This window comes from bacterium, assembly GCA_022763185.1.
GTDB lineage: Bacteria > Bdellovibrionota_G > JALEGL01 > JALEGL01 > JALEGL01 > JALEGL01.
Genome location: JALEGL010000006.1, coordinates 123,332 through 145,040 on the forward strand (window position 1 = coordinate 123,332; position 21,709 = coordinate 145,040).

The window sequence follows — 21,709 nt, forward strand, 5'->3', positions numbered from 1 at the left end:
GGTTTTAAAAAAGTTTAAAGATAGGGGGAGGCGGTAATCATGTCGGTTATTTTAAAAGAACACAATCAAGGTCAGGTTACTTTAACTTTTAATCGACCTGAAGCACTCAATGCTTTGAATCAAGAAGTTTTAGAGACTTTGCTTGAACATTTAAGAACAATTGCTCAAGATAAAAGTATTGGTGTTGTTTGCTTAAAAGGAGCTGGAGATAAAGCTTTTATTGCCGGAGCAGACATCAAAGCCATGTCAGCTTTAACACAAGATGAAGCTAAGAAACTAGCAGCTTTAGGTCAGTCTATTGGTTATGCCTTAGAAACCATGCCACAAATTACTGTGGCCTGTGTGGATGGTTTTGCTTTGGGCGGTGGTTGTGAAATGGCCATGGCCTGTGATTTGATTTATGCCTCTGATAAAGCCAAGTTTGGTCAACCTGAAGTGAACTTGGGTGTGATTGCGGGCTTTGGTGGAACCCAACGTTTACCCAGAGCCATTGGAATTGTTAAAGCCAAAGAGCTTTTGTTTACCGGAAAAATGATAGGCGCAGAGGAAGCCAAACGCTTAGGATTGGTTTGTGATGTGTTTTTGGCAAATGATTTTGATACTGAAGTGCAAAAGGTTGTGGACCAGATGTTGGCTAAGGGGCCAAGGGCTTTGAGCTTGACCAAAAAAGCTATTGACCAAGGCTACGCTTTAGACATTAAAGAAGGGTGTGACCTGGAAAGAGACTTGTTTGCCTCTTGTTTTGAAACTGCAGAACAACAAGAAGGCATGGAAGCATTTATCAATAAAAGAAAGGCAGTGTTTCAGCGATGAACTTTGAATTAACGACAGAACAACAAGAAATAAGAAATTTAGTCCGTGACTTTGCAGAAAAAGAACTGCGACCCATTATTAAAAAAACAGATCAAGAGCATTGTTTTCCTGCAGAACAAGTGAAACAGTTGGGTGAAATGGGCTTAATGGGCGTGTGTATTCCAACAGAGTACGGGGGGGCAGGGATGGATCCTGTTTCTTATGCTATTGTGATAGAGGAGTTGGCCAGAGTATGTCCGTCTACATCCGTGATAACATCTGTGAACAATTCATTGGTTTCTGAAGTGATCAAAAATTTTGGCACAGAAGAACAAAAGCAAAAGTTCTTGATTCCTCTAGCCAAAGGCGAACACTTAGGGGCTTATTGCTTAACTGAACCGCAATCCGGTTCAGACGCGGGCAATCAAAAGACGATTGCGGTGCGTGAAGGTGATGATTACATTATTAACGGTGCTAAAAACTGGATTACCAATGGCCCACAAAGTGATACCTTGATTTTATTTTGTCTAACCCAACCGGAGTTAGGCAATAAGGGCATCACCGCTTTTATTATTCCTACAACAACTCAGGGCGTAGAGATTGGAAAAGACGAAGATAAAATGGGGATTAGAGGATCGGGTACTTGTACCATAAGTTTCAATGAAGTCCGTGTGCCTGTTACCCAGCGCTTGGGAGAAGAAAAAGAAGGTTTTAAAATAGCCATGATGACTTTGGACAATGGCCGTATTGGTATTGGCGCCCAAGCTTTAGGGATTGCGCAAGCAGCTTTAGAAGAAGCTGTTAAATATTCTAAAGAAAGAAAGCAGTTTGATCAGAGTTTAAGTCAATTTCAAGGCATTCGTTGGATGTTGGCCGATATGGCAACGGATGTTGAGTCTGCACGCTTGATGGTTTATCAAGCAGCCTATAAAAAGTGGAAAAATCAAAACTATTCCAAGTATTCGGCTATGGCCAAGCTTTTTGCATCTGAAGCTTCTTCAAGGGTGTGCAATCAAGCTTTACAGATTCATGGTGGATACGGATATATTAAAGAATATCCTTTGGAGCGTTTTTTGCGAGATGCAAGAATTACAGAAATCTATGAAGGTACCAGTGAAATCCAACGCTTGGTGATTGCCAATCGCTTGATTAAAGAGTATGCATAGTCTTAGAAGAAGTGAAGATTGAGGAAGGATAGAGCCCATGGCTGATGATAAAACCAAAAGTTTAAAACAAGCCTTTGCTGACTGGGAAAGCAATGAGCTTGCAAAAGTTTTAGAAAAACGTCCTGAACGGCAAGAAGAATTCTATACTCTATCAGACAAGCCGGTCAAGCGTCTGTACACACCATTAGATAATGAAAATCTCGACTTAGAAAAAGATTTGTCTTTGCCTGGTCAGTATCCATACACGCGCGGTGTGCATGAAACCATGTACAGAGGCAAGTTGTGGACCATGCGTCAGTTTGCCGGTTTTGGTACAGCTAAAGATACCAATAAACGTTTTAGATATCTATTAAGCCAAGGACAAACGGGTCTTTCTGTTGCATTTCATATGCCCACCATTATGGGCTATGACTCTGATCATGACCGTTCTCGTGGAGAAGTTGGAAAAACAGGGGTATCAATTGATACCTTGGAAGATATGGAAACATTGTTTGAAGGGATTCCCTTGGATGAAGTAACCACTTCCATGACCATCAATGCCCCAGCAACAATTTTGTATGCCATGTACCTGGCGGTTGCAGAAAAACAAGGGGTTCCTTGGACGAAAGTGCGTGGGACAACCCAAAACGATATTTTAAAAGAATACATTGCACAAAAATCATGGATTTATCCACCCAAACCTTCCATGCGATTAATTGTGGATATGATGGAGTTTTCCAGTAAAGAGGTACCGGGTTGGAACACCATTTCAATTTCTGGCTACCATATCCGTGAAGCCGGCTCTACCGCAGCTCAAGAGTTAGCCTTTACTTTGGCAGATGGTATTGCATATGTACAAGCTGGTATTGAAAGAGGAATGGATGTTGATGACTTTGCGCCACGTTTGTCTTACTTTTTTAATGCCCACAATGATTTTTTTGAAGAAATTGGAAAGTTCAGAGCGGCAAGAAGAATTTGGGCACGGACCATGAAAGAACGTTTTGGTGCCAAGAACCCAAAGAGTTTAATGTGCAGGTTTCACACCCAAACAGCGGGCTGCTCTTTAACAGCTCAGCAGCCTTACAACAATGTGGTTAGAACCACCATGCAGGCCTTATCAGCGGTTTTAGGTGGAACCCAGTCTTTGCATACCAATTCTTTGGATGAAACCTTGGCCTTACCTACAGAAGAAACGGCAAGGCTGGCTTTAAGAACTCAGCAAGTGATTGCTGAAGAGTCTGGCGTAGCTTCAACCATAGATCCTTTAGGCGGTAGCTATTTTGTAGAAGCCATGACCGATAGTATTGAAAAAGATGCTTTGGCTTATATCGAAAAAATTGATGCCATGGGTGGTATGATAGAAGCCATTGAAAAAGGTTACCCGCAACGTGAAATTGGCAACTCTGCTTACAAGTTTCAAAAACAGGTGGAACGGGGTGAAAAAACAGTTGTTGGCGTGAACAAATATTTGGTTGATGAAGAAGAAGATATTCCTACCTTGGTGGTGGATGAAAAAGTAGAAGCTGAGCAAATTGAAAACGTTAAGCGTATTAAGCAAAGCAGGGATAATGCAAAGGTGGAAGAAAGTTTGCGTAACTTAAATGCAGCCAGCAAAACCCAAGAAAACTTAATGCCGTATATTATTGAGGCTGTTCGCAATTATGCGTCTTTGGGTGAGATTTGTGATGTGTTTAGAGAAAACTTTGGTGAGTACCACGATCCTAAGTGGTTGTAGAAATTGAAAGGATGTCTGAATGAGTCAGTTAAGAATATTGGTGGCCAAACCCGGTCTTGATGGTCATGATAGAGGGGCTAAAGTTGTTGCAAGAGCGCTTAGAGACGCTGGATTTGAAGTGATTTACACCGGCTTGCATCAAACCCCACAAATGATTGTGGATGCAGCGGTTGATGAGGACGTTGATGCAGTGAGTATGTCCGTCTTGTCTGGGGCGCATATGTTTTTGTTTCCTGAAGTCATAAAGTTACTGAAAGAAAAAAATGCCAGTGATATTGCTGTTTTTGGTGGTGGTATTATTCCTGACGAAGATATTCCTAAGCTGTATGAACAAGGTGTAGCTAAAATATTTACTCCAGGGGTTTCTTTAGAAGAAATAACAACTTGGGTAAGAGAGAATGTAAAATCAACGAAAGGAATAAGTTGATAAAAAGCTCACGGGAGTGAAAAAACGGAAACCGCGTTTGCGTTTTTGAAAGGGTCGTGAGACCCTCTGAAGAAAAGAGCGAAGCGGGAGAAGAAAACACCAGCTGGGTTAGAGACAACGTAAAGTCAACGAAAGGATAAAATAGATGGATTTCGATCTCAATGAAAATCACAAAATGATTCAAAATATGGTTCGTGAGTTTGCCCAAAATGAAATTAAACCAGGCGCTGCAGAGCGTGATGAGAGTAGAGAGTTTCCCATGGAAATTTGTAAAAAGTTGGGTGAATTGGGTTTGATGGGTCTGACCGTGGAAGAAAAGTTTGGTGGTTCAGAGATGGACGTTACTAGTTTTGCCATTGTAGTAGAAGAAGTAGCCAAAGTAGATGGTTCTGTGGCTCTGACAATTGCATCACACAATGGTTTGTGTTGCGGACATATCAGTCTTGCAGGTAATGATGAGCAAAAACAAAAGTACTTGCCAAAACTTGCTTCAGCAGAGCACTTGGGGGCATGGTGTTTGACTGAACCGGATTCAGGATCTGATGCACTGGCCATGAAAACAACCGCAACTTTGGATGGTGATGATTATATTATTAATGGCTCTAAAATGTTTATTACCCAAGGGTCCGTTGCGCAAACGTATGTTGTGATTACAAATACAATCATTGAAGGTGAAGATAAAGGTCCTTCTGCATTTGTTGTGGAAAGAAATAGTAGTGGTCTCACACCGGGTAAGCCAGAAGATAAACTAGGGTTAAAATCAAGTGATACAGCCTCAGTCAGTTTTGATAATGTCAGGGTGTCTAAGGCTAACCTTTTAGGAGAAGTGGGACAAGGGTTCAAAGATGCTTTAAAAATTTTGGACAAAGGAAGAGTTGTCATTGGTGCCATGGCTTTAGGTTTAGGTAAAGCGGCTTTGGAAGAAGCCACCAAGTACTCCATTGAAAGAACTGCTTTTGGTAAACCTATTTCCAAATTTCAAGCCATACAGTGGAAACTGGCAGATGCTGCGACAGAGCTTGAAGTTGCCGATGTTTTATTGAAAAGAGCATCGAGCTTACATGATCAAAAAAAATACGCTAAAAAAGAATCCTCCATGGCCAAACTGTATGCTTCAGAAGCAGCTTGGAGAGCGTGTAATATGGCGATTCAAGTGCATGGCGGCTATGGTTATGTTTCTGAATATCCGGTAGAGCGTTTTTATAGAGATGTGAAACTGTGCGAGATTGGTGAAGGAACCAGTCAAATTCAAAGAGAAGTTATTTCTAGAGAAATCCTCAAGTAGGGTATACACTGATTGCCAGCATGACAGAAACTTTAGTACAAGCTTATAATTACTTGGCCAAAGGTGGGCCAGTTATGATTTTAATTGGCTTGTGTTCTATTGTTGCTGTGGCCATTGTGATTGAAAGATATTTAGCTCTAAAAAAAACAGTTATTTTCCCAAAGCCCATGATGCGATCCTTTAATGAAAGCATGCGCAAAAAAGACTGGCAAAGTATTGCTCAATTGTCTCAAGTTTACGATGTTCCCTTAACACGCTTAAGTTCTTTGGTCTTAAGCCATGGCAATAGTAATTACCAACAAAAAAAAGATGCTGTAGAAATGCAGGGACGCTTAGAGCTTGAAGGCTTGGAAAAAAATTTAAATCTTCTGGGCAGTATTGCCAGTATTTCACCTTTATTAGGCTTATTAGGAACCGTAACCGGGATGATTAAGACCTTTGCAGCAATTAAGCTGGTAGGTGTTGGTGACCCTTTAGAGCTTTCTGCCGGTATTTCAGAGGCATTATTAAACACAGCCGCTGGCTTATTGGTAGCGATTCCTGCATATGTTTTGCATCGTCACTTTTACAAAAAAATTGATCATTATGGATTAAAACTTGAAGAATTGTCACAAAGTTTGTTGAATAATTTTAAGACCAAGGAAAATGACACCTCAGTGCAAGACAATAAGCACAAAAAAGAATCATGAAGTTTAGACAGACAAGTAATAAATTGAGAGATGTGGAAATATCGTTAACCCCGTTGATTGATTTGTTTTTAAATATTTTGGTTTTCTTTTTGATCTCTACATCTTTTAGTCAAAACAAATGGATTCAAATTAATTTACCCAAGACTGAGTCTGGAGAAGTATCAACAGAGAACAAAATACTAGCGATAGCGCTAGATAATAACAACGGAGTTTTTTTAAATAAAGAGAAAATCAGTCAGGATTCTCTTATTGAGACTTTAAGCCGTCAGCAAGACAAGTCTATACCGGTTATTTTAGCTGCAGATGAATTGGCAGCACATGGAAAAGTTATGCAAATTCTTGATCAAATAAAACTAGCAGGTTTAAATAATATTAGTGTATTGAGCACGGAATAATGACTGGAGAAAAAATGAGTAGAGTAAAATTGTGGGAAGGCAGTGAAGCGTTTAAGCAGTCTTCTAACATGAGTGATTTCATAAATGATGTAAACCATCAGACTAAAGAAAATATTCAAAGCTATGATGATTTATATCAGTGGTCTGTGAATAATACTGATCAGTTTTGGACTCAATTACTTCATTATTCCAAATTACACACGCAAGGTGAATATAAAAAAGTTAAAAGCCAGGAAACCATGCCAGGAGTAAACTGGTTTGAGGGCTTAAAATTAAACTTTGCTCAGAATATTTTGGCTTATTACCAAGCCAACCCCGAAGAAAATGCTATTTGTAGTTTTTTAGAAAACGGTGCCAAAAGTAAAATCTCAGGGCAAGAATTAATTGATCAAGTAAAATCTTTAGCCAATTATTTAAGGAATCACGGTGTAGAAAAAGGTGACCGGGTTGTAGGTATTTGTTCAAATACAGTTGAACCAGTTGTAGCTATGTTAGCGGCAACAAGTTTAGGTGCCATATGGGCATCATGTTCTCCAGAGTTTGGGCAAAGTACAGTTTTGGATCGTTTAGAGCAAATCCATCCAAAAGTTGTTATTGCGGTTGATGGCTACCAATACAATGGTAAGGTATATCATAAACATGAGCAGCTGGTGGATATGATTAACTCTTTAGACAGCGTAGAAAAAGTGATTATCATTCACCAAGTGGCCATGAAACATATGTATCCGGCAGATAATTGGTACTCGTGGAGTGATGCCGTTACGCAATATACAGAAGGTGAACTGGAGTTTACACCGATGGATTTTAATGATCCAGCTTATATTTTATTTTCATCTGGGACTACAGGTAAGCCTAAGTGTATTGTACATAGTGTGGGTGGTGTTTTATTACAGCATTACAAAGAATTGGCCTTGCATACCAATCTTAAACCACGTGAGAAGTTTTTTTATTACACCACTACAGGTTGGATGATGTGGAATTGGATGGTTTCTGCCTTGATGTTAGGAGTTGAGCTGGTTTTATACGATGGCAGTGCAGTGTATCCTGATATGGATAGGTTATGGAGTTTTGTTGATGAGGAAAAAATCAATGTTTTTGGCACCAGTGCAAAGTTTATCGATGCTTGCAGAAAAGAGAAAAGTTTTCAACCCAGCTCAGGCAAAGACTTAAGGTGTATTCTCTCAACTGGGTCACCCTTAATGTCTGAAAACTTTGATTGGATTTACCAGAAAGTAAAGAAAGATGTTCAACTTTGTTCTATTTCTGGCGGTACTGATATTGTATCGTGTTTCTTTTTAGGTAATCCATTACGTCCAGTTTATAGAGGCGAGTTACAGTGTGCAGGTTTGGCCATGGATGTTAAAGCTTTTGATGAGCAAGGACAAGCTGTTTATGAAAAAGAGGCAGAATTGGTTTGTTTGCAACCCGTGCCCAGTATGCCTGTTATGTTTTGGAATGACCCAGACCATGAGCGTTATACCCAAGCTTATTTTTCTACCTATGAAAATATGTGGCGCCATGGGGACTATATTGTTTTACTTAAAGATTATGCATGTATTATTTATGGAAGAAGTGATGCAACTCTGAACCCTGGCGGTGTAAGAATAGGGACTTCAGAAATTTATAGGGTTGTTAATCAATTGGAAGAACTTGAAGACAGTGTTGTTATTGGGCAAGACCATGAAAATGATGTGAGGGTGGTTTTATTTGTTAAGCTTAAAGGTGAGAACAACTTATCTTCTGATTTAAAACAAAAAATAAAAGATGTTTTGAAACAACAAGCTTCTCCAAGGCATGCGCCAAGTCTTATTTTTCAGGTCAGTGATATTCCGTATACGGTGAGTGGAAAGAAAGTAGAATTAGCGGTTAAACAAATTATGCATGGACAACTCATTGAAAATAAAGGAGCTATTGCCAATCCAGAAGTTTTAGAAGATTTTTATGCCATTAAAAATGAACTTGAAAATTCAAGAAGTATTGTAGCATAAAAAAATTATCTTTTTATTGAATTGCTTTTTCTGCAAAATCGCAAAGCTCATCATGCTTGGCTTTGGCATCATTATAACCTAAGCGTAATAACTGATTAATAAAAGTAGGTTCAAAGAGAAAGTAACTTAAGAATTCTGTTCCGCGTTTTTCGTCTATTTCTAAAAGTTTAAGGATGATTTTCTCAATACTCCCTATGCTTTCCATATTTTTATAAGACTGTTTGAGTTGTTCATCAACTAGCTTAGATATATTAATACTGGGTTCAATATTAAGAATTTCAATTGGACGGGTATTGGTTTCCTGGCAAAAGTACTGATAGTCTTTTTTGCTTAGAAGTTTTTCAGTGATGGCATGAATTTTATTTATTTTATGAACATTATGAACATCGGCTTCAAGTCTATCAATTAGAGCTGCTTCAAGAAGTTTACCCATAATATCACCAAGGCCAGGTCTCTGGATAGTATCTGACTCAGATATTCTAGGTTGAGAGTTTTCCAGCTCTTCTTCAGCAGATGCTGTACCTATAACCAAGACCATATTTCCACCTAAATCTAAAGCAGGTTTAAGCGGAGTTCTTAAGCGTAAACCTCCGTCATTATAATAGGTTTCATCGATGGTCACGGGAGGAAATAAAACAGGGAGAGCCGCAGAGGCCATGACGTGACGGGCTGTGATTTTCTGAAATCTAAAGTCTGGATTAGCATCAATTTTTAAATCTGGATGTTTATCAACAAAAATTTCTACCTGGCCAGTATTTAAGTTGGTCGCAGATACTGCAACAGCTTGAATAATCCCTTTTTTAATATTGTTAGGTATATTTTGAAAGGAGCAATTTTTGGTTAAAAAATTTTGAAAGGGCTTTGTATTAAATAGAGAGCTAAAGCCCAGTTTTTTATCATCTTCTTTGTAAAGATCTTTTACACCAAAAAGACTGGCAATCGCTCCAAAAGAGCTTTGGATTAAAAACTTACTGGACGTCATCGGGCCACGTTTATAGATATCTTCAGATTTAATGTTAGACCATAGATCATGAAGCTGTTGACCTTGTACAATTGGCTCATGAGCATATGCAGCCATAAATGCTGCATTGATACTTCCTACACTGGCACCAACTTGTATTTTAAAAATTAGCTTTTTTGCAAGTTTGGTAGGCAGACCTGTTCTAATATAATGTATAACACCGGCTTCATAAGCTCCACGTGTGCCACCGCCAGAAAGAACTACTGCAGGAACATTTTTTGGATTTTTAGACCACCACGCCACAGTGCAAAATTACTATGTAAAATGGATTAACACAATATTACGGTGAAGATTGATTAAAATATTGCTGATTTTTTCTACTCCACGTAGAATAAAAATTCATGTCGCGAAACATTAAAATTCATATTAAAAAGTTATGGATTCAGTTGAATATAAAACAGCGTTGGCTTAGTTATGCTTTGGGCTCTTATATCTTTGTTTTGTGTGTTGCGGCTTTTTTTGGTGATCAAGGTTTACTCAAAAGCTATCGTCTTTGGCAAAAAAAACAAATACTTGAGCAAGAGAACTACAAAATAGATGGTGAAATTAAAGATTTAAGTCAAAAAATTTATTATTTTAGAGATGACCTGCGTACTATAGAAAAGTATGCTCGAGAAGAATTAAAATTAAGCGGTCATGATGAAGTGAGGTTTGTTTTTAAAAATTAAATAATGGCTGAGCAAGGGTTAGAAAATCTAATTAAAATGGCGGTTGATGCCTGTAGTGCCAGAAGTGGTAGCTTTTTTGCTTACCAAAGTTTTGAAGATTGTTTCACCTTTTCATGTGGTTTTAGCTCAAGCCAGGTCTTAGATGAACGTCCACAAAAAAATAAAGGCATTTTTAAACTGGGACAACGAATTGATACACCTACCTGTATCACACAAACCAGAGTCTTGTATGACAGTAGACTATATAAGCAGCCAATACCTCTAAGTTGTGTCTGGCTGGTACCCATCAAAAAAAAAGAAGTTTTTTTAGGAGTGGTACTTTTAGATTTTTCTGAAAAAAAAGATATTTTAGAAAAAGTAGAAAGCTTCTTGAACTTTCTTTCTCAACAAATTGTTTATGAGTTTGACTATTCAAAGGAAAAACAAAAATTTAAAAATTTTCAGAGAGAGCTTGCGCATTATGTTGAGGCAGGAGAGCGCTTGAATCGTTGTTTTCGTTTAGAGGAAGTGTATGCAAGTGCTATCAGTTCTATCCAGAGGATGAGTCAATGTGATGAAGCTTATGTTATTGCTTACAATGAACATGATAATCAGTGCTGTTTGGTCATGAGCTTGCAACAAAGGATCAAAGATCAGAGTTTTGATCTTGATTTTAGACAAAACTTGGTTTCTTGGGTGATAGAAAATCAAAAATCTTTATACTATGCAGATTACAAACTGCGCAGTGGGCGTTCAGTACTATTTCCAAACACTATAGACTATTCTAATGATTATGAGTCTGTTTATATTGTACCTTTACAGGTTCAAAAACAAAAAATTGGCGCAATAGTCATCATGCATAATAAAGCAGATGCCTTATCATTTGAACAAAGGCACATGTTGGAAGTTTTTTCTCAACACACTGCGGTAGCCATCAAAAATGCTAAAATGGTTGATCGCTTAGAAACTTTGGCCACCACAGACGGTTTAACAGGGATTTTAAATCACCGCTCTTTTCAGGATATTTTGGATGCTGAGTTATTGCGCTGTCAGCGGCACCCAGGAGATGTTAGTGTCGTTTTGCTGGATATTGATCATTTTAAACAGTTTAATGATCAATACGGGCATCCAGTAGGAGACGAAGTGCTTAAGTGCGTTGCCAAAAAGCTTAAGGAGTCCGTACGAAAAATTGATTATGTGTTTAGGTATGGTGGTGAAGAGTTTGCGTTAATTTTACTCAATACCGCTTCTAAAGAAGCTCATATTTGGGCTGATAGAATCGTTAAAGATATTGCCAGTACTCAGTTTGATCTTAAAGGCTATCAATTGAGCATTACAGTCTCCATGGGGATTGCAAGTTTTCCTCAAAGCGCACAAGACAAGGAAAAGCTAATTTCTCAAGCAGATCAAGCTCTGTATCAATCAAAAATGAATGGACGTAACCAAGCGACTTTGTTCAGCCATGATATTGCTATTGAAAAAAATAAAGAAGAACAGCAAAGATCAGTTGACCTATTTTCTCAGTCGATTTAGCGTGAGATGTGGATTTATTTGAATACGCTGAAAAAACCCAGCAGCAAAAACAAGAAAAAAAAATAGACCCAGAGTCTCGTAAAATTTATGGGGTAGGAGAGTTGACCTCTGGTATCAAGCAGTTGTTAAAGCAATCCTACGGCATAAAAAAAATTTGGGTTAGAGGTGAAATTTCCAATTACAGGGGAAGACATCAATCAGGCCACATGTATTTTAAGCTCAAAGATGAGCAAGCTGTTCTGACCTGTGTTTTTTTCCGCAGTGCCAATGCAAAGCTTAAATTTGAATTAAGTGAAGGCATGGAAATTATTGTTGGTGGAAGGATTGATCTTTGGGAAAAAGGCGGCAATTATCAATTCACCATAGAAGATGTGATGCCTGCCGGTGTGGGGGAACTTCATTTACGTTTTGAACAACTGAAAAAAAAATTACAGCAAGAAGGTTTGTTTGATCAGAATAAAAAACAAACTTTGCCTCAAAGCGTAGAAAGTATTGGTGTAGTTACCTCAGCTACAGGTGCAGTGATTCGTGATATCATTCATGTGGTTAGACATCGTTGCCCCTATGTTAAAATTTTATTGTACCCCGTTAGTGTTCAAGGTGATAACGCTCAGCATGAGATTAGCCAAGCCATAGAATGGTTTAATACGGTGGCTCGTGATCAGACAGATGTTTTAATTGTAGGTCGCGGTGGGGGGTCTATGGAAGATCTTTGGGCCTTTAATGAAGAAAAAGTGGCCAGAGCTATCAGTGAATCTAAAATACCTATTATCTCTGCTGTTGGACACCAAACAGATTTTACAGTGGCAGACTTTGTTGCTGATCAAAGAGCTGCAACACCTTCTCAAGCAGCTGAGTTGGCAGTTCCAGATATGGTCAGTTTCTATGAAGAAGCGCAAGCCTTGATGCATGCCATGTTTGATTACATTGTATTGAAAAAAGAACATTTATCTCAGCGCCTAGAAAAACTATTAAAAGCCAGGGTGCTTCAAGATCCTTATGAAATACTTGGGATGAAAGTGCAGCGATTGGACCTACTTAAAGACAAGTTGATGCAAATGGGCAAAGAAAATGTGTTGGTCAAAAAACGCTTGTTTGAACATTATCCGATGAAATTAAAATTGTTGCTCGAACAGTGTGTGCAGCCTAAAAAAGCAAAGTTTGAGAATTTTGCTGGCCAATTGTCGGCTTTAAACCCTCTGGCTATTTTAGAAAGAGGTTACAGTGTGGTTAAAGATCAAAAAGGTAAAATCATAAGTAAAACGCAAAACTTAAAAAAAGAGGATATTTTACAGATCCATATGTTTAAAGGAGAGTTTGAGTGTCAAGTCACAAAAATCAAAAGCAACAATTAGAACAATTGACCCAACTTTACCAAGAGATTAGGAAACAGTCGGAAAATGTATTTGAAATGCTGAATTTATTGGCAAAAGCTAAGGATGTTTATAAAGATTTGTTGACCAGTAAGAGCAAGAAGAACTTTTCCGTTTATAGGGTAGATGCAAACATCACTAATTTAAGTGATGACAACTTAAAGTCTTTGGCGTTTGATTGGCAGAAATTTTATCAAGAGTAGGCAATGAATTTTTTAGTTTTATCAAGAAATAAGTTTAATTATTCAAACAAGCGTTTTCATGAAGAGGCCAAAAAGCTGGATATTAAATTACAAGTTTGTGATCCAGCTGAGTTTGATATGGTCTTGGGTAAGCAATCTCCTAATATTATTCGCCAGGGAAGAAATTTTCACCCTGTCGACTGTGTTATTCCGCGTTTAGGTGCGTCTATCACCAACTATGGTTTATCTGTAGTCTCTCAATTTGAAATGATGCAAGTACCGGTCTTAAATAGCTACTCTGCTATTTCAACTACCAAAAATAAATTGAGTTGTATTCAGCGTTTAAGCCAAAAGGACATTGACATTCCTAAAACGGTGATTATTAGAAAACCTAGTGAATTGTCATCAGCAGTTAAAACAGTGGGTGGCTTTCCAGTAATTTTGAAGTTACTCAGTGGTACACAAGGTATTGGTGTTATGCTGGTTGAAAACATTGCAAACATGCAAGCAACCTTGGATACCTTGTGGAGCCTTGGACAAGATATTTTAATACAAGAGTGTATTAAGGAATCTTTAGGCAAGGATCTACGTGTCGTCGTGGTTGGAGGTAAAGTGATTGCAAGTATGCGCCGACAAGCACGCATTGGTGATTTTAGGTCAAACTTTCATCGGGGTGGCCTGACAACAAAAATTGACTTGCCTGAAAGTATTAAAAAAATTGCCATTGAAGCCAGTGAAACTGTTAACTTAGAGGTTGCTGGTGTGGATATCTTGGAATCCGAACAAGGTCCAAGAGTGATAGAAGTGAACTCTTCTCCTGGTTTAGAAGGGATAGAAGGTTGCACAGGTGTTAATATTGCAAAAATAATTTTGGAACACGCAATGAAATACAGTGAAAAAAAATAAAGAGTGGTGTGAGTATTGGTTATGGCAGAAAGTTTTTATGATATTTTAGGTGTAAGTAAAAACGCATCGGCACAAGAAATAAAAAAAGCGTATCGAGCATTGGCTAAAAAATATCACCCAGATGTCAATCAAGGTGATAAAGCTGCTGAAGATAAATTTAAGCAGGTCACCGAAGCTTATGCAGTTCTCAGTGATGAGAAAAAACGCCAGCAATATGATGCCGTTGGGCACAATCAATTCAACTCTAATTTTGATTTTTCAGATTTTTTCCGTCAAGCCGGTGCAGGCGGTGGTGGATTTTCATCCGCTGGCGGCCCTGGAGGGCAGAGCTTCCGTTTTGATATGGGAGGCCTGGAAGATATTTTTGAACCTTTATTTGGTAGAGGCTTTGGTCAACAACGTCAAGCATACCGAGGCGCTAGTCAGCAACAGCAAAGCATGCCCGTCTATAAACTGGATATTGATTTTTTAACGGCTGTTAAAGGTGGTGAAGTTGACGTTAAGATTGGTAACAGTCAAAAAAAAATCAACATTCCTAAAGGCATAAAAAATAAACAAAAGATTAGACTGGCCAAAGCCGTCAATCAACAGGATGCTGTAATTGAAATCAGTATTTTGCCCAGCTCTGTTTTTGAGCGCAAAAATGATACAATTTACGTTAAGGCTAAAGTGAATGTTTTTCAAGCAATCATGGGAAGCGTTATTGATGTAACCACCATTGATGGCAGCAGTAAAATGACTTTGCCGCCTGGAACATCAGGTGGAACCAAAATGCGCATGAAAGGTAAAGGCGTCTATAAAAACAATGGCGAACGCGGCGATCAGATTGTAGAAATTGTCATTGAAGTTCCAAAAAAGATTGATGAACAATCAAAACAGCTCATTGAGCAGTTCGCTAAAAGAAATAATCTCAAGCCGTAAAGAAGTGGGCCATGACAGATAAAAAGAAGAGAGTCTTAAACAAAATAAAACAAAGCTCTTTTATGCAAAGTTTTGTCAAAGATATTCACTTGCTTAAACAGATGGTAGGCCTTGTTTTCAAAGGTAAAATCAAGGTGTTTAGTGGAAAAACATACTTAAAACTTATTCTGGCCATTGGCTATTTTATATTGCCTACCGATATACTCCCTGATTTTATTCCTGTTTTGGGTCAAATTGATGATTTAACAGTATTCTTGTGGTTTCTTAGAAGTCTAAAAGTAGATATTAAAAACTTTAAAAGCTAGAGCAAAAATCTGTTATTTTTTTGCAATTGGTCAAAATAGATCAACGAACTAAATTGTTTGGGACAAAATAGAGTAATAAGACTAAAAGGCTTTTACTGCTACTGCTATATAATTTTTGCGGCAATATTGTTGCCTTGTGGCAATGGGGCAAGGTGAAAGCCTGCTTTTTTGCAGGTGTTGTAAGCAATTCTTATCGCATTATTGACACTGCGTTCATCAGGATAAACGTGTGGCATCATGGCCAGATGAAAATTTTTCAGCTTGCTCTGACAGTTTTGTAGTTTTTGATCGAAATTTAATGGAAAAACTGGCGCAGCTGTTGAGCTATGAAAAAGAAAAGTTTCACTTAAATTTTTATTAAAATTATAATCAGGAAACTTTTTCTTTAAATGTTGCATAAAAACCTGCTTCACTTGATCTTCACGCATCATGACCAATGGGTCGGTTTTTAAACTGTATTTGGTTAAATAAACAATATGGTCATTGTTATAGTGATGTTTGGGAATGAGCTTTGTATGTTCAATAATACCAACAAAGGGAGACTCTTTGTCAGTGATGTTGAGCCAATACACAGGAGATAAAGATTTTTTTAAAATCAAGACCATGCAGTGTGCATGATAATAGTCTATGCTTTGAAGGTTTTGGCTTAATTGTGGATCAGCATTTTTTAAAATATTGGCTGATACATGTGTGGGAGTTGTTAAAATAAGATAAGGGTGATCAAAACTGAAGCCGGTTTGTGTTTTGATGTTATGGATAACATTGTCTTGCGTTACGATAGATTCAATTTGATCCTCATAAATAATGTGAACATTGTTTTGTTGTAAATTTTCAATTAATGCCACAATAAACACTTCTAAGCTTCCAACAATATAGGATAAATGTTCAGCACCGGACTGTTTTCTGCTGCTCATGCGTTGTTTGAGCCGACCAATAAACCACGATAGAGGAATAGTCTTATAAATATCAGAAAACTTTCCTTGCATCATCGGTTGCCAAATGATTTCTGTGGCTTGTTTGCCAAGATATTTTAAAAACCAATCGTAGGCAGGAACATTATGGTAGTTTTGCCAATTAAGAAATTTACCAAGAACGAGAGAGCAAAGACCAAAGCGAATACGGTTAAAGAAAGAAAGGGGTTTGAAATTGATAAGATCTTTGGCAGTTGTAAAAGGAAAAATATTCCCTTGATGTTCTAAGCCAACACTACTTTGAAAAGACTGAAATTTTTGCTCAAGGTCAAGATAGTTGATTAAGTGTTTTAGCTCCGCATCTTCATTAAAAAAATGGTGGTAGAATTTTTCAAGTTTATAGCCATCATGTTCAAAGCATGAGAGTAGCCCCCCAGCTTGTGATGACTTTTCAATAATATATACCGGTCTATGACTTGATTTTAAAAAATAGGCACTGGCCAAACCTGTAATACCAGCGCCAACAATAACAATGGGCTCAGAAATTTTTTTATTGGCGATCGTCGTCATACAAAGCATTGACTATACAATCTTTAGCCTACGAAAACTATTTTTTAAAGTTTATTATCTTACAAGTCTTAAGCTGCATGAGATAAACGTATTGATTTTCGTTGTATAATAAGCATGCTTAATACGGTTAAAAGTAACATAATCAAGGAAGGAGAGCTGTTGGATTGGCAAGCTTTTTTATCTGCAAGAGGATCTGTGGTGTTACTGTATTCTTCAGCGGCAGCATAAGGTGATTCAATCACAATTGCATCTGAAACGATGGCTAAATCATTATCTTGATAGCTGTTGGCAACCCTTAAATCATAAGTTCCACTGGGCATGCCTAAAAAATTAAACTCAACCAACATACTGTCACTGTCTTGACTAACGATTTTTGCTTGCAAGTCATCATTGTAAATCCCCACCTTTAAAGAAACCAATGTGGTGTTTCTAAAATTACTGCCTTCAATATTGACCTGATAAATATACTGGTTACTTAAGTTAAAGCTTTTTTGTGAAATGTGATCAACAGAAGGTTTGGGTAAGCTTTGGTTATTGTAAGCATGTTGAGCTGCAGCAATATCTAAGGCTTCCAAATCCCGCCTAAATGTTTCTCCAGGTCCAGAAGCGTAAAACATGGTCGCCAAATAATGCGCAGTTGATTTTTCTGAAAAATTTTCTGAACTATGATCTATGCCAATTCCATGTCCAATTTCATGGGTAAAGATGTTTTGAATATCCATGATGTTGCCAGCATTTCTTTCAGTGGCACTGTTGATGACACCCCATTCAAAATACTGACCATTGGCATAAATATCCATATCCAAAATTTCATTGTTGGATGTTTTAAAGGTTTGTACGGTGACAGCAATAACTCTTGAACTGGGTGCAAAAGATTGACTGGTCCAGTTGCTTTCTACCCATTTAATAGAGTTTTCATTGTTGTATCCGGTTCTGCTGATGGTTTTTGAACTTTGCTCATTAAACTTTAAATTGATATGGTCAATATTTTCCCAGCTTTGAAAAGCTTTGTTGATGGCTTGGCGTTCGCTTTCACAGGGTCCATGGCTATCACAGCCACCGCTAAAGTTGTCACTGCCTCTAGAATCAATCACGTAATCTACAACGCTGTTATGCCAACGGGCAACACTACCATTGAAAGAAATCATTTTAAATGCAAAAGCCCAGGGGCTGCTTAAAATAATGCTTATGATGAGGTAAAGTTGCGTATTGGGCATGAGGCTAGTGAACCTCCTTTTCCATGGCTTCTTGAATATGGTGAACCATCTCTGATAGTTCCATGCTGTCATTCTCTACAGTTACAGCGTGTTCATGTTGATGTGTGTGGGCTTTGTGTAAGCCTTGAATTTGTTGGACAGCTTTATTTTGGACAAACTCCAATGATTTTGGCAGATGTCTTGAAACCATTTTTTTTCCAGACTGGGGGTCGGTGCTAACAATGTACTTTCCCTGCGCCATGCCAACAACAGTAGGTGCGCCTTGATGGTTGCGTAAAAAAACCATGGTTTCTTCACCTTTTTTAAAGTGTGCTACGCCATGAACGCGCATTTGTACACCATTGGATTCTCCTCCAGGAATTTTCATAAGAACTTCTTTGGCGGGTTCACCTTTTACGGTCTGAGAGACGTTAAGTTTAACATAAGTGTAGATCATTTTATTTTCCGGATCCCAACTAGAGTAGGTGCGAGTAACTTTACCGACGCGGACAGCTTCTGACATATTCGTCATTTGAGCAGTGTCTAAAAATTCGACCAACGAGGCTAAGGCAGAGGGGACATTAAAAAGAATAAGAGCAGCAGCGATGAGGATTTTTGATATATTTTGCAAATTTCCTCCTTTTCTAACTATTTTAAATTAAAGAATTTTATTTAAAATAATCATTTTTTGTAACTTCTATACTTTAACTATATGCGTAAAAAAAGTGAAAATCAAGATAAAAGTAAAAAAAGTTTCCAAAAATAACAAAAGTTTACATTTTTAATGTTTTGTTTTGAGTTGGTGATATGTATAGGCTGTGCTATAGGCAAAATACAGTTGATTGCTTTTTAAATTTTTTTGTATCAAAAGCATGTATGGCCAGCAGTTTATTTACAACTATTGGAAGATTAAACGTTTTTTAAAGAAAGAGTATGATGTCAGTAAGAGTTAGATTTGCCCCCAGTCCTTCCGGTTATTTGCATGTAGGCGGTGCCAGAACTGCCCTTTTTAATTATTTGTTTGCCAAAAGGCATAAAGGACAGTTTATCCTCCGTGTAGAAGATACAGATAGAGAGCGTTCCAGCCAGGAATCCATTGCGGCCATTTTAGAAGGTTTAGATTGGTTGGGCATTCACGCAGATGAAGGCCCCTTTTTTCAAAGTGAGCGTGATGAAATTTATGCGCAGTATTTGCAACGCTTGATTGAAACCGGAGCAGTGTATAAGTGCTTTTTAAGCAAAGAGGAACTGGATGCTAGACGTGAAGCTTTAAAACAAGCTGGAAAAACACCAAAATATGATGGCCGAGAAGAACAATTAAAAAACCAAGATCAAGACAAACCTTTTGTTTGGCGCTTTAAAGTGCCAGAAGGTGAAACGGTAATTGACGATCAGGTGAAGGGTAAAACCACCTATCAAAACAAAGAACTGGAAGATTTTGTGGTAGCCAGAACCGATGGAACATGCACTTACAATTTTGTCAATGTTGTCGATGATTTGGATATGAACATCACGCATGTCATCCGAGGTGATGATCACCTGAACAATACAGCCAAACAAATACTGCTTTACAAAGCATTGGGAGAAGCGTTACCTGTTTTTGCGCATGTTCCTTTGATTTTGGGTCAGGATAAAAAGCGTTTGTCTAAGCGTCATGGTGCTACGGCCGTACAAATGTACAGAGATATGGGCTACTTGCCACATGCCATGGTTAATTTTTTGGTGCGCTTGGGCTGGTCGTATGAAGATAAAGAAATTTTTTCTGCACAAGACTTAGAAGATCTATTTAGCTTGGACAATATTGGTAAATCTGCCGGTATTTTTAATGAAGAAAAACTGATTTGGTTGAATCAGCACTACATCAAAGAAGCCGATCAAAGCGTTCTTCAAGAACAAGTGGATTATTTTATTGGTATTCCAGATGAACGCAAAAATACCGCTAAAGGTTTTGCCACGCTTAATGCTTTGAGAGATAGAGCCAAAACCACCAAAGAACTGGCAGAATTGGCCAGATTTTACTTTCACGATGACTTGGTTTTCTTTGAAGGTGTGAAAGAAAAATTCATAACCCCAGAGTCTGTTAAGATTATGGCAGTGTTTCGTGAAAAGTTAGAAAAAATAGAGACCTGTGATCATGATCATATCAAAAGTATTTTTGATGAAACCTTAAAAGAGCTAGACATCAAGTTTAAGTTTTTAGGACAGCCCTTGAGAATAGCCCTTACCGGCTCGCCTTACAGTCCAGGAATCATGGAGATTGTTGAAATACTTGGCAAAGATCGCAGTCTGCAACGCTTAAAGGCTGTTGGCGCATAAGTTTTTTTTACTCACTTAGTTGGTTTGGTTATTGATCTCTTGCCAGTTGTAACGACCATTGAGCTGAAAAAAGGGTCCCAAAGAAGTAATGCTGTTGTTTTCAATAAGGTTTCCAGTTGTAGGTACAGGGTTGCTAGGAACATTGACATCTCTGATGGCTGGACCAGTGTTGATGTTGGATACAAGGGTATTATCTACAATTGAGAACCCACCTTTGTACAAACTCCCATTTAAATCTGAGTCAAGTGGTGCCGGTCTTGGATTGACAATGATACCGTATTCATTGAAATTTTGAATGCTATTGTTTCTTAACAAACTGCCTCCAATGCCTGCCAAATGAATTCCAATACCACCCCCATCCAAAATATTGTTTTCAATAGTACAGGAAGAGCCATCTCCAACTTGGATGGCATGGTTATGACTGCTTCTGTTTGCTGTAGACCAGTTGATAACTGTGTTGTTGACTATGGTACAATTTTCAATGGCCGATCCTACTTGTATGCCATCCCAACCGGTATTTTCTATATGATTGTCAAATATATGAATATTTTTTAGCAGGTGAGGGTATTGAATGCCATCACATTGTGAAAGGTCACAGGCGCTATTTCTGGCGCAGTACTGATCACTCACACCGGTAAAAAAACTATTGCCTAAATAAAACCCTTCACCATCAACATTTTCAACCAAGTTGTCATGAATATATACAGTGTCCATAACATAGTTATCGTAACGTCGGTCATTGATGTGGCAGTCTTGAGATGAGGGGTCAACCTTTGCCATAATCCCTGCAAATGAAGAAGATTGAATATGTATATTATCCACTTCATAGTGATGGGCTTTACCAATAGCAAGGGTATGCGGTGAATTTGGTGCATCTAAAGCAATGCCTAAAGTGCTGTTGCTTTGCATACCACTGATTCTAAAATAAGAACCCGACAAAATTTTAATGGCAGCTTGCGAGTTTGTTGATCTTATTGTTACTGAGCCATTACAACTTCTAATGAATATAGGATTTTGAGCATTGCCATTTAAGTTATCAAATTTTATGGGACCTCGTGTTGAACCTTGTTGAGCATCAAAGCATAGCACATCTCCAGGATTAAAATCTTGAGCATCCATAAAAGAGGTGTTTGGGCTTATCGTTTGTGTGCAGTCACAATTATCAAGTTGATAAGGAATAGGGAAAAGGTGTTGATTGGGTGATGTATCATTATCGTTATCTCTACCTAAATCTAAAGGTGGACTTTGCTTTAAAGCATTGATGGTTGCATTTTCTATCTTGCAAGCATTGAGAAAAAGCAAAAGGTATGATGTTAAAATAATGCTAAGTGTTTTTTGCACATATCCCCTTAAACGCTTATTTTTAGCGCAA

At 38.0% G+C, this 21,709-nt stretch carries 21 protein-coding genes; 16 read left to right on the top strand and 5 right to left on the bottom strand.

Features of this window, described 5'->3' with window-relative positions; genetic code table 11:
• The first annotated feature begins 39 nt into the window (after positions 1 to 39).
• The 8 genes from MRY82_03250 (at position 40) to MRY82_03285 (ending at position 8,456) form a co-directional block, all read left to right on the top strand.
• Entirely contained in the window at positions 40 to 813 is a 774-nt protein-coding gene (locus tag MRY82_03250) for an enoyl-CoA hydratase-related protein (protein MCI5071948.1), read from the top strand.
• Positions 810 to 1,958, top strand: coding sequence for an acyl-CoA dehydrogenase (locus MRY82_03255; protein MCI5071949.1), 1,149 nt, complete (start codon positions 810 to 812; stop codon positions 1,956 to 1,958). The genes MRY82_03250 and MRY82_03255 overlap by 4 nt, the downstream gene beginning before the upstream one ends.
• Positions 1,959 to 1,995: 37 nt before the next feature.
• The gene (locus MRY82_03260) at positions 1,996 to 3,672 is read left to right on the top strand and encodes a methylmalonyl-CoA mutase family protein (GenBank protein ID MCI5071950.1); all 1,677 of its coding nucleotides are present in this window, start codon (positions 1,996 to 1,998) and stop codon (positions 3,670 to 3,672) included.
• Positions 3,673 to 3,691: 19 nt separating this feature from the next.
• Entirely contained in the window at positions 3,692 to 4,099 is a 408-nt protein-coding gene (locus MRY82_03265) for a cobalamin B12-binding domain-containing protein (GenBank protein MCI5071951.1), read from the top strand.
• A gap of 145 nt (positions 4,100 to 4,244) precedes the next feature.
• The gene (locus tag MRY82_03270) at positions 4,245 to 5,384 is read left to right on the top strand and encodes an acyl-CoA dehydrogenase family protein (protein ID MCI5071952.1); all 1,140 of its coding nucleotides are present in this window, start codon (positions 4,245 to 4,247) and stop codon (positions 5,382 to 5,384) included.
• Positions 5,385 to 5,404: 20 nt separating this feature from the next.
• Positions 5,405 to 6,073: a MotA/TolQ/ExbB proton channel family protein gene (locus tag MRY82_03275; protein MCI5071953.1), complete on the top strand. Its 669-nt coding sequence runs from the start codon at positions 5,405 to 5,407 to the stop codon at positions 6,071 to 6,073.
• Complete coding sequence (locus tag MRY82_03280; protein ID MCI5071954.1) at positions 6,070 to 6,468, top strand: biopolymer transporter ExbD; 399 nt, start codon at positions 6,070 to 6,072, stop codon at positions 6,466 to 6,468. Before MRY82_03275 ends, MRY82_03280 begins: the two co-directional genes overlap by 4 nt.
• Positions 6,468 to 8,456 carry an acetoacetate--CoA ligase gene (locus tag MRY82_03285; GenBank protein ID MCI5071955.1) on the top strand — a complete coding sequence of 663 codons (1,989 nt, stop codon included), beginning with the start codon at positions 6,468 to 6,470 and terminating at the stop codon, positions 8,454 to 8,456. The genes MRY82_03280 and MRY82_03285 overlap by 1 nt, the downstream gene beginning before the upstream one ends.
• A gap of 13 nt (positions 8,457 to 8,469) precedes the next feature.
• Here the strand turns inward: MRY82_03285 and MRY82_03290 are convergent, their stop codons facing one another.
• Positions 8,470 to 9,720 carry a patatin-like phospholipase family protein gene (locus MRY82_03290; protein ID MCI5071956.1) on the bottom strand — a complete coding sequence of 417 codons (1,251 nt, stop codon included), beginning with the start codon at positions 9,718 to 9,720 and terminating at the stop codon, positions 8,470 to 8,472.
• A 98-nt stretch (positions 9,721 to 9,818) separates the two neighbouring features.
• Here MRY82_03290 and MRY82_03295 point away from each other — a divergent pair, with 98 nt between their 5' ends.
• From MRY82_03295 to MRY82_03325, 7 genes are read left to right on the top strand one after another with little or no spacing between them, the layout of a single operon-like run.
• On the top strand, positions 9,819 to 10,145 hold the full coding sequence (locus MRY82_03295; GenBank protein MCI5071957.1) for a septum formation initiator family protein: 327 nt from the start codon (positions 9,819 to 9,821) through the stop codon (positions 10,143 to 10,145).
• 3 nt (positions 10,146 to 10,148) lie between these two features.
• Entirely contained in the window at positions 10,149 to 11,657 is a 1,509-nt protein-coding gene (locus MRY82_03300) for a GGDEF domain-containing protein (protein ID MCI5071958.1), read from the top strand.
• An 8-nt stretch (positions 11,658 to 11,665) separates the two neighbouring features.
• Positions 11,666 to 13,012: an exodeoxyribonuclease VII large subunit gene (gene xseA, locus MRY82_03305; GenBank protein ID MCI5071959.1), complete on the top strand. Its 1,347-nt coding sequence runs from the start codon at positions 11,666 to 11,668 to the stop codon at positions 13,010 to 13,012.
• The gene (locus MRY82_03310) at positions 12,979 to 13,233 is read left to right on the top strand and encodes a hypothetical protein (protein ID MCI5071960.1); all 255 of its coding nucleotides are present in this window, start codon (positions 12,979 to 12,981) and stop codon (positions 13,231 to 13,233) included. Before xseA ends, MRY82_03310 begins: the two co-directional genes overlap by 34 nt.
• 3 nt (positions 13,234 to 13,236) lie before the next feature.
• Complete coding sequence (locus MRY82_03315) at positions 13,237 to 14,118, top strand: RimK family alpha-L-glutamate ligase (protein ID MCI5071961.1); 882 nt, start codon at positions 13,237 to 13,239, stop codon at positions 14,116 to 14,118.
• 21 nt (positions 14,119 to 14,139) lie between these two features.
• Positions 14,140 to 15,039, top strand: a complete 900-nt coding sequence (locus MRY82_03320) for a DnaJ domain-containing protein (GenBank protein ID MCI5071962.1) — start codon at positions 14,140 to 14,142, stop codon at positions 15,037 to 15,039.
• An 11-nt stretch (positions 15,040 to 15,050) separates the two neighbouring features.
• Positions 15,051 to 15,344: a YkvA family protein gene (locus tag MRY82_03325; protein MCI5071963.1), complete on the top strand. Its 294-nt coding sequence runs from the start codon at positions 15,051 to 15,053 to the stop codon at positions 15,342 to 15,344.
• 104 nt (positions 15,345 to 15,448) lie between these two features.
• Here MRY82_03325 and MRY82_03330 read toward each other — a convergent pair whose 3' ends face one another.
• From MRY82_03330 to MRY82_03340, 3 genes are all read right to left on the bottom strand, one after another.
• Complete coding sequence (locus MRY82_03330; protein MCI5071964.1) at positions 15,449 to 16,825, bottom strand: FAD-dependent oxidoreductase; 1,377 nt, start codon at positions 16,823 to 16,825, stop codon at positions 15,449 to 15,451.
• 68 nt (positions 16,826 to 16,893) lie between these two features.
• Positions 16,894 to 18,042, bottom strand: coding sequence for a matrixin family metalloprotease (locus MRY82_03335; protein MCI5071965.1), 1,149 nt, complete (start codon positions 18,040 to 18,042; stop codon positions 16,894 to 16,896).
• 4 nt (positions 18,043 to 18,046) lie between these two features.
• Positions 18,047 to 18,544 carry a hypothetical protein gene (locus MRY82_03340; protein ID MCI5071966.1) on the bottom strand — a complete coding sequence of 166 codons (498 nt, stop codon included), beginning with the start codon at positions 18,542 to 18,544 and terminating at the stop codon, positions 18,047 to 18,049.
• Positions 18,545 to 18,954: 410 nt separating this feature from the next.
• Here MRY82_03340 and gltX point away from each other — a divergent pair, with 410 nt between their 5' ends.
• A complete protein-coding gene (gene gltX / locus MRY82_03345) occupies positions 18,955 to 20,337 on the top strand; it encodes a glutamate--tRNA ligase (protein ID MCI5071967.1) in 1,383 nt (460 codons plus the stop codon).
• A gap of 15 nt (positions 20,338 to 20,352) precedes the next feature.
• Here gltX and MRY82_03350 read toward each other — a convergent pair whose 3' ends face one another.
• The gene (locus MRY82_03350) at positions 20,353 to 21,678 is read right to left on the bottom strand and encodes a right-handed parallel beta-helix repeat-containing protein (protein ID MCI5071968.1); all 1,326 of its coding nucleotides are present in this window, start codon (positions 21,676 to 21,678) and stop codon (positions 20,353 to 20,355) included.
• Between the last annotated feature and the right edge of the window lie 31 nt (positions 21,679 to 21,709).

Excerpts from the sequence above, each read along its gene's own strand:
- MRY82_03330 (MCI5071964.1), bottom strand. The coding sequence starts at position 16,825 with ATGACGACGATCGCCAATAAAAAAATTTCTGAGCCCATTGTTATTGTT.
- MRY82_03270 (MCI5071952.1), top strand. The coding sequence starts at position 4,245 with ATGGATTTCGATCTCAATGAAAATCACAAAATGATTCAAAATATGGTT.
- MRY82_03265 (MCI5071951.1), top strand. The coding sequence starts at position 3,692 with ATGAGTCAGTTAAGAATATTGGTGGCCAAACCCGGTCTTGATGGTCAT.
- MRY82_03325 (MCI5071963.1), top strand. The coding sequence starts at position 15,051 with ATGACAGATAAAAAGAAGAGAGTCTTAAACAAAATAAAACAAAGCTCT.
- gltX (MCI5071967.1), top strand. The coding sequence starts at position 18,955 with ATGATGTCAGTAAGAGTTAGATTTGCCCCCAGTCCTTCCGGTTATTTG.
- MRY82_03260 (MCI5071950.1), top strand. The coding sequence starts at position 1,996 with ATGGCTGATGATAAAACCAAAAGTTTAAAACAAGCCTTTGCTGACTGG.
- MRY82_03320 (MCI5071962.1), top strand. The coding sequence starts at position 14,140 with ATGGCAGAAAGTTTTTATGATATTTTAGGTGTAAGTAAAAACGCATCG.
- MRY82_03255 (MCI5071949.1), top strand. The coding sequence starts at position 810 with ATGAACTTTGAATTAACGACAGAACAACAAGAAATAAGAAATTTAGTC.
- MRY82_03250 (MCI5071948.1), top strand. The coding sequence starts at position 40 with ATGTCGGTTATTTTAAAAGAACACAATCAAGGTCAGGTTACTTTAACT.
- MRY82_03275 (MCI5071953.1), top strand. The coding sequence starts at position 5,405 with ATGACAGAAACTTTAGTACAAGCTTATAATTACTTGGCCAAAGGTGGG.
- MRY82_03335 (MCI5071965.1), bottom strand. The coding sequence starts at position 18,042 with ATGCCCAATACGCAACTTTACCTCATCATAAGCATTATTTTAAGCAGC.
- MRY82_03280 (MCI5071954.1), top strand. The coding sequence starts at position 6,070 with ATGAAGTTTAGACAGACAAGTAATAAATTGAGAGATGTGGAAATATCG.
- MRY82_03340 (MCI5071966.1), bottom strand. The coding sequence starts at position 18,544 with ATGTCAGAAGCTGTCCGCGTCGGTAAAGTTACTCGCACCTACTCTAGT.
- MRY82_03285 (MCI5071955.1), top strand. The coding sequence starts at position 6,468 with ATGACTGGAGAAAAAATGAGTAGAGTAAAATTGTGGGAAGGCAGTGAA.
- MRY82_03300 (MCI5071958.1), top strand. The coding sequence starts at position 10,149 with ATGGCTGAGCAAGGGTTAGAAAATCTAATTAAAATGGCGGTTGATGCC.
- MRY82_03295 (MCI5071957.1), top strand. The coding sequence starts at position 9,819 with ATGTCGCGAAACATTAAAATTCATATTAAAAAGTTATGGATTCAGTTG.
- MRY82_03315 (MCI5071961.1), top strand. The coding sequence starts at position 13,237 with ATGAATTTTTTAGTTTTATCAAGAAATAAGTTTAATTATTCAAACAAG.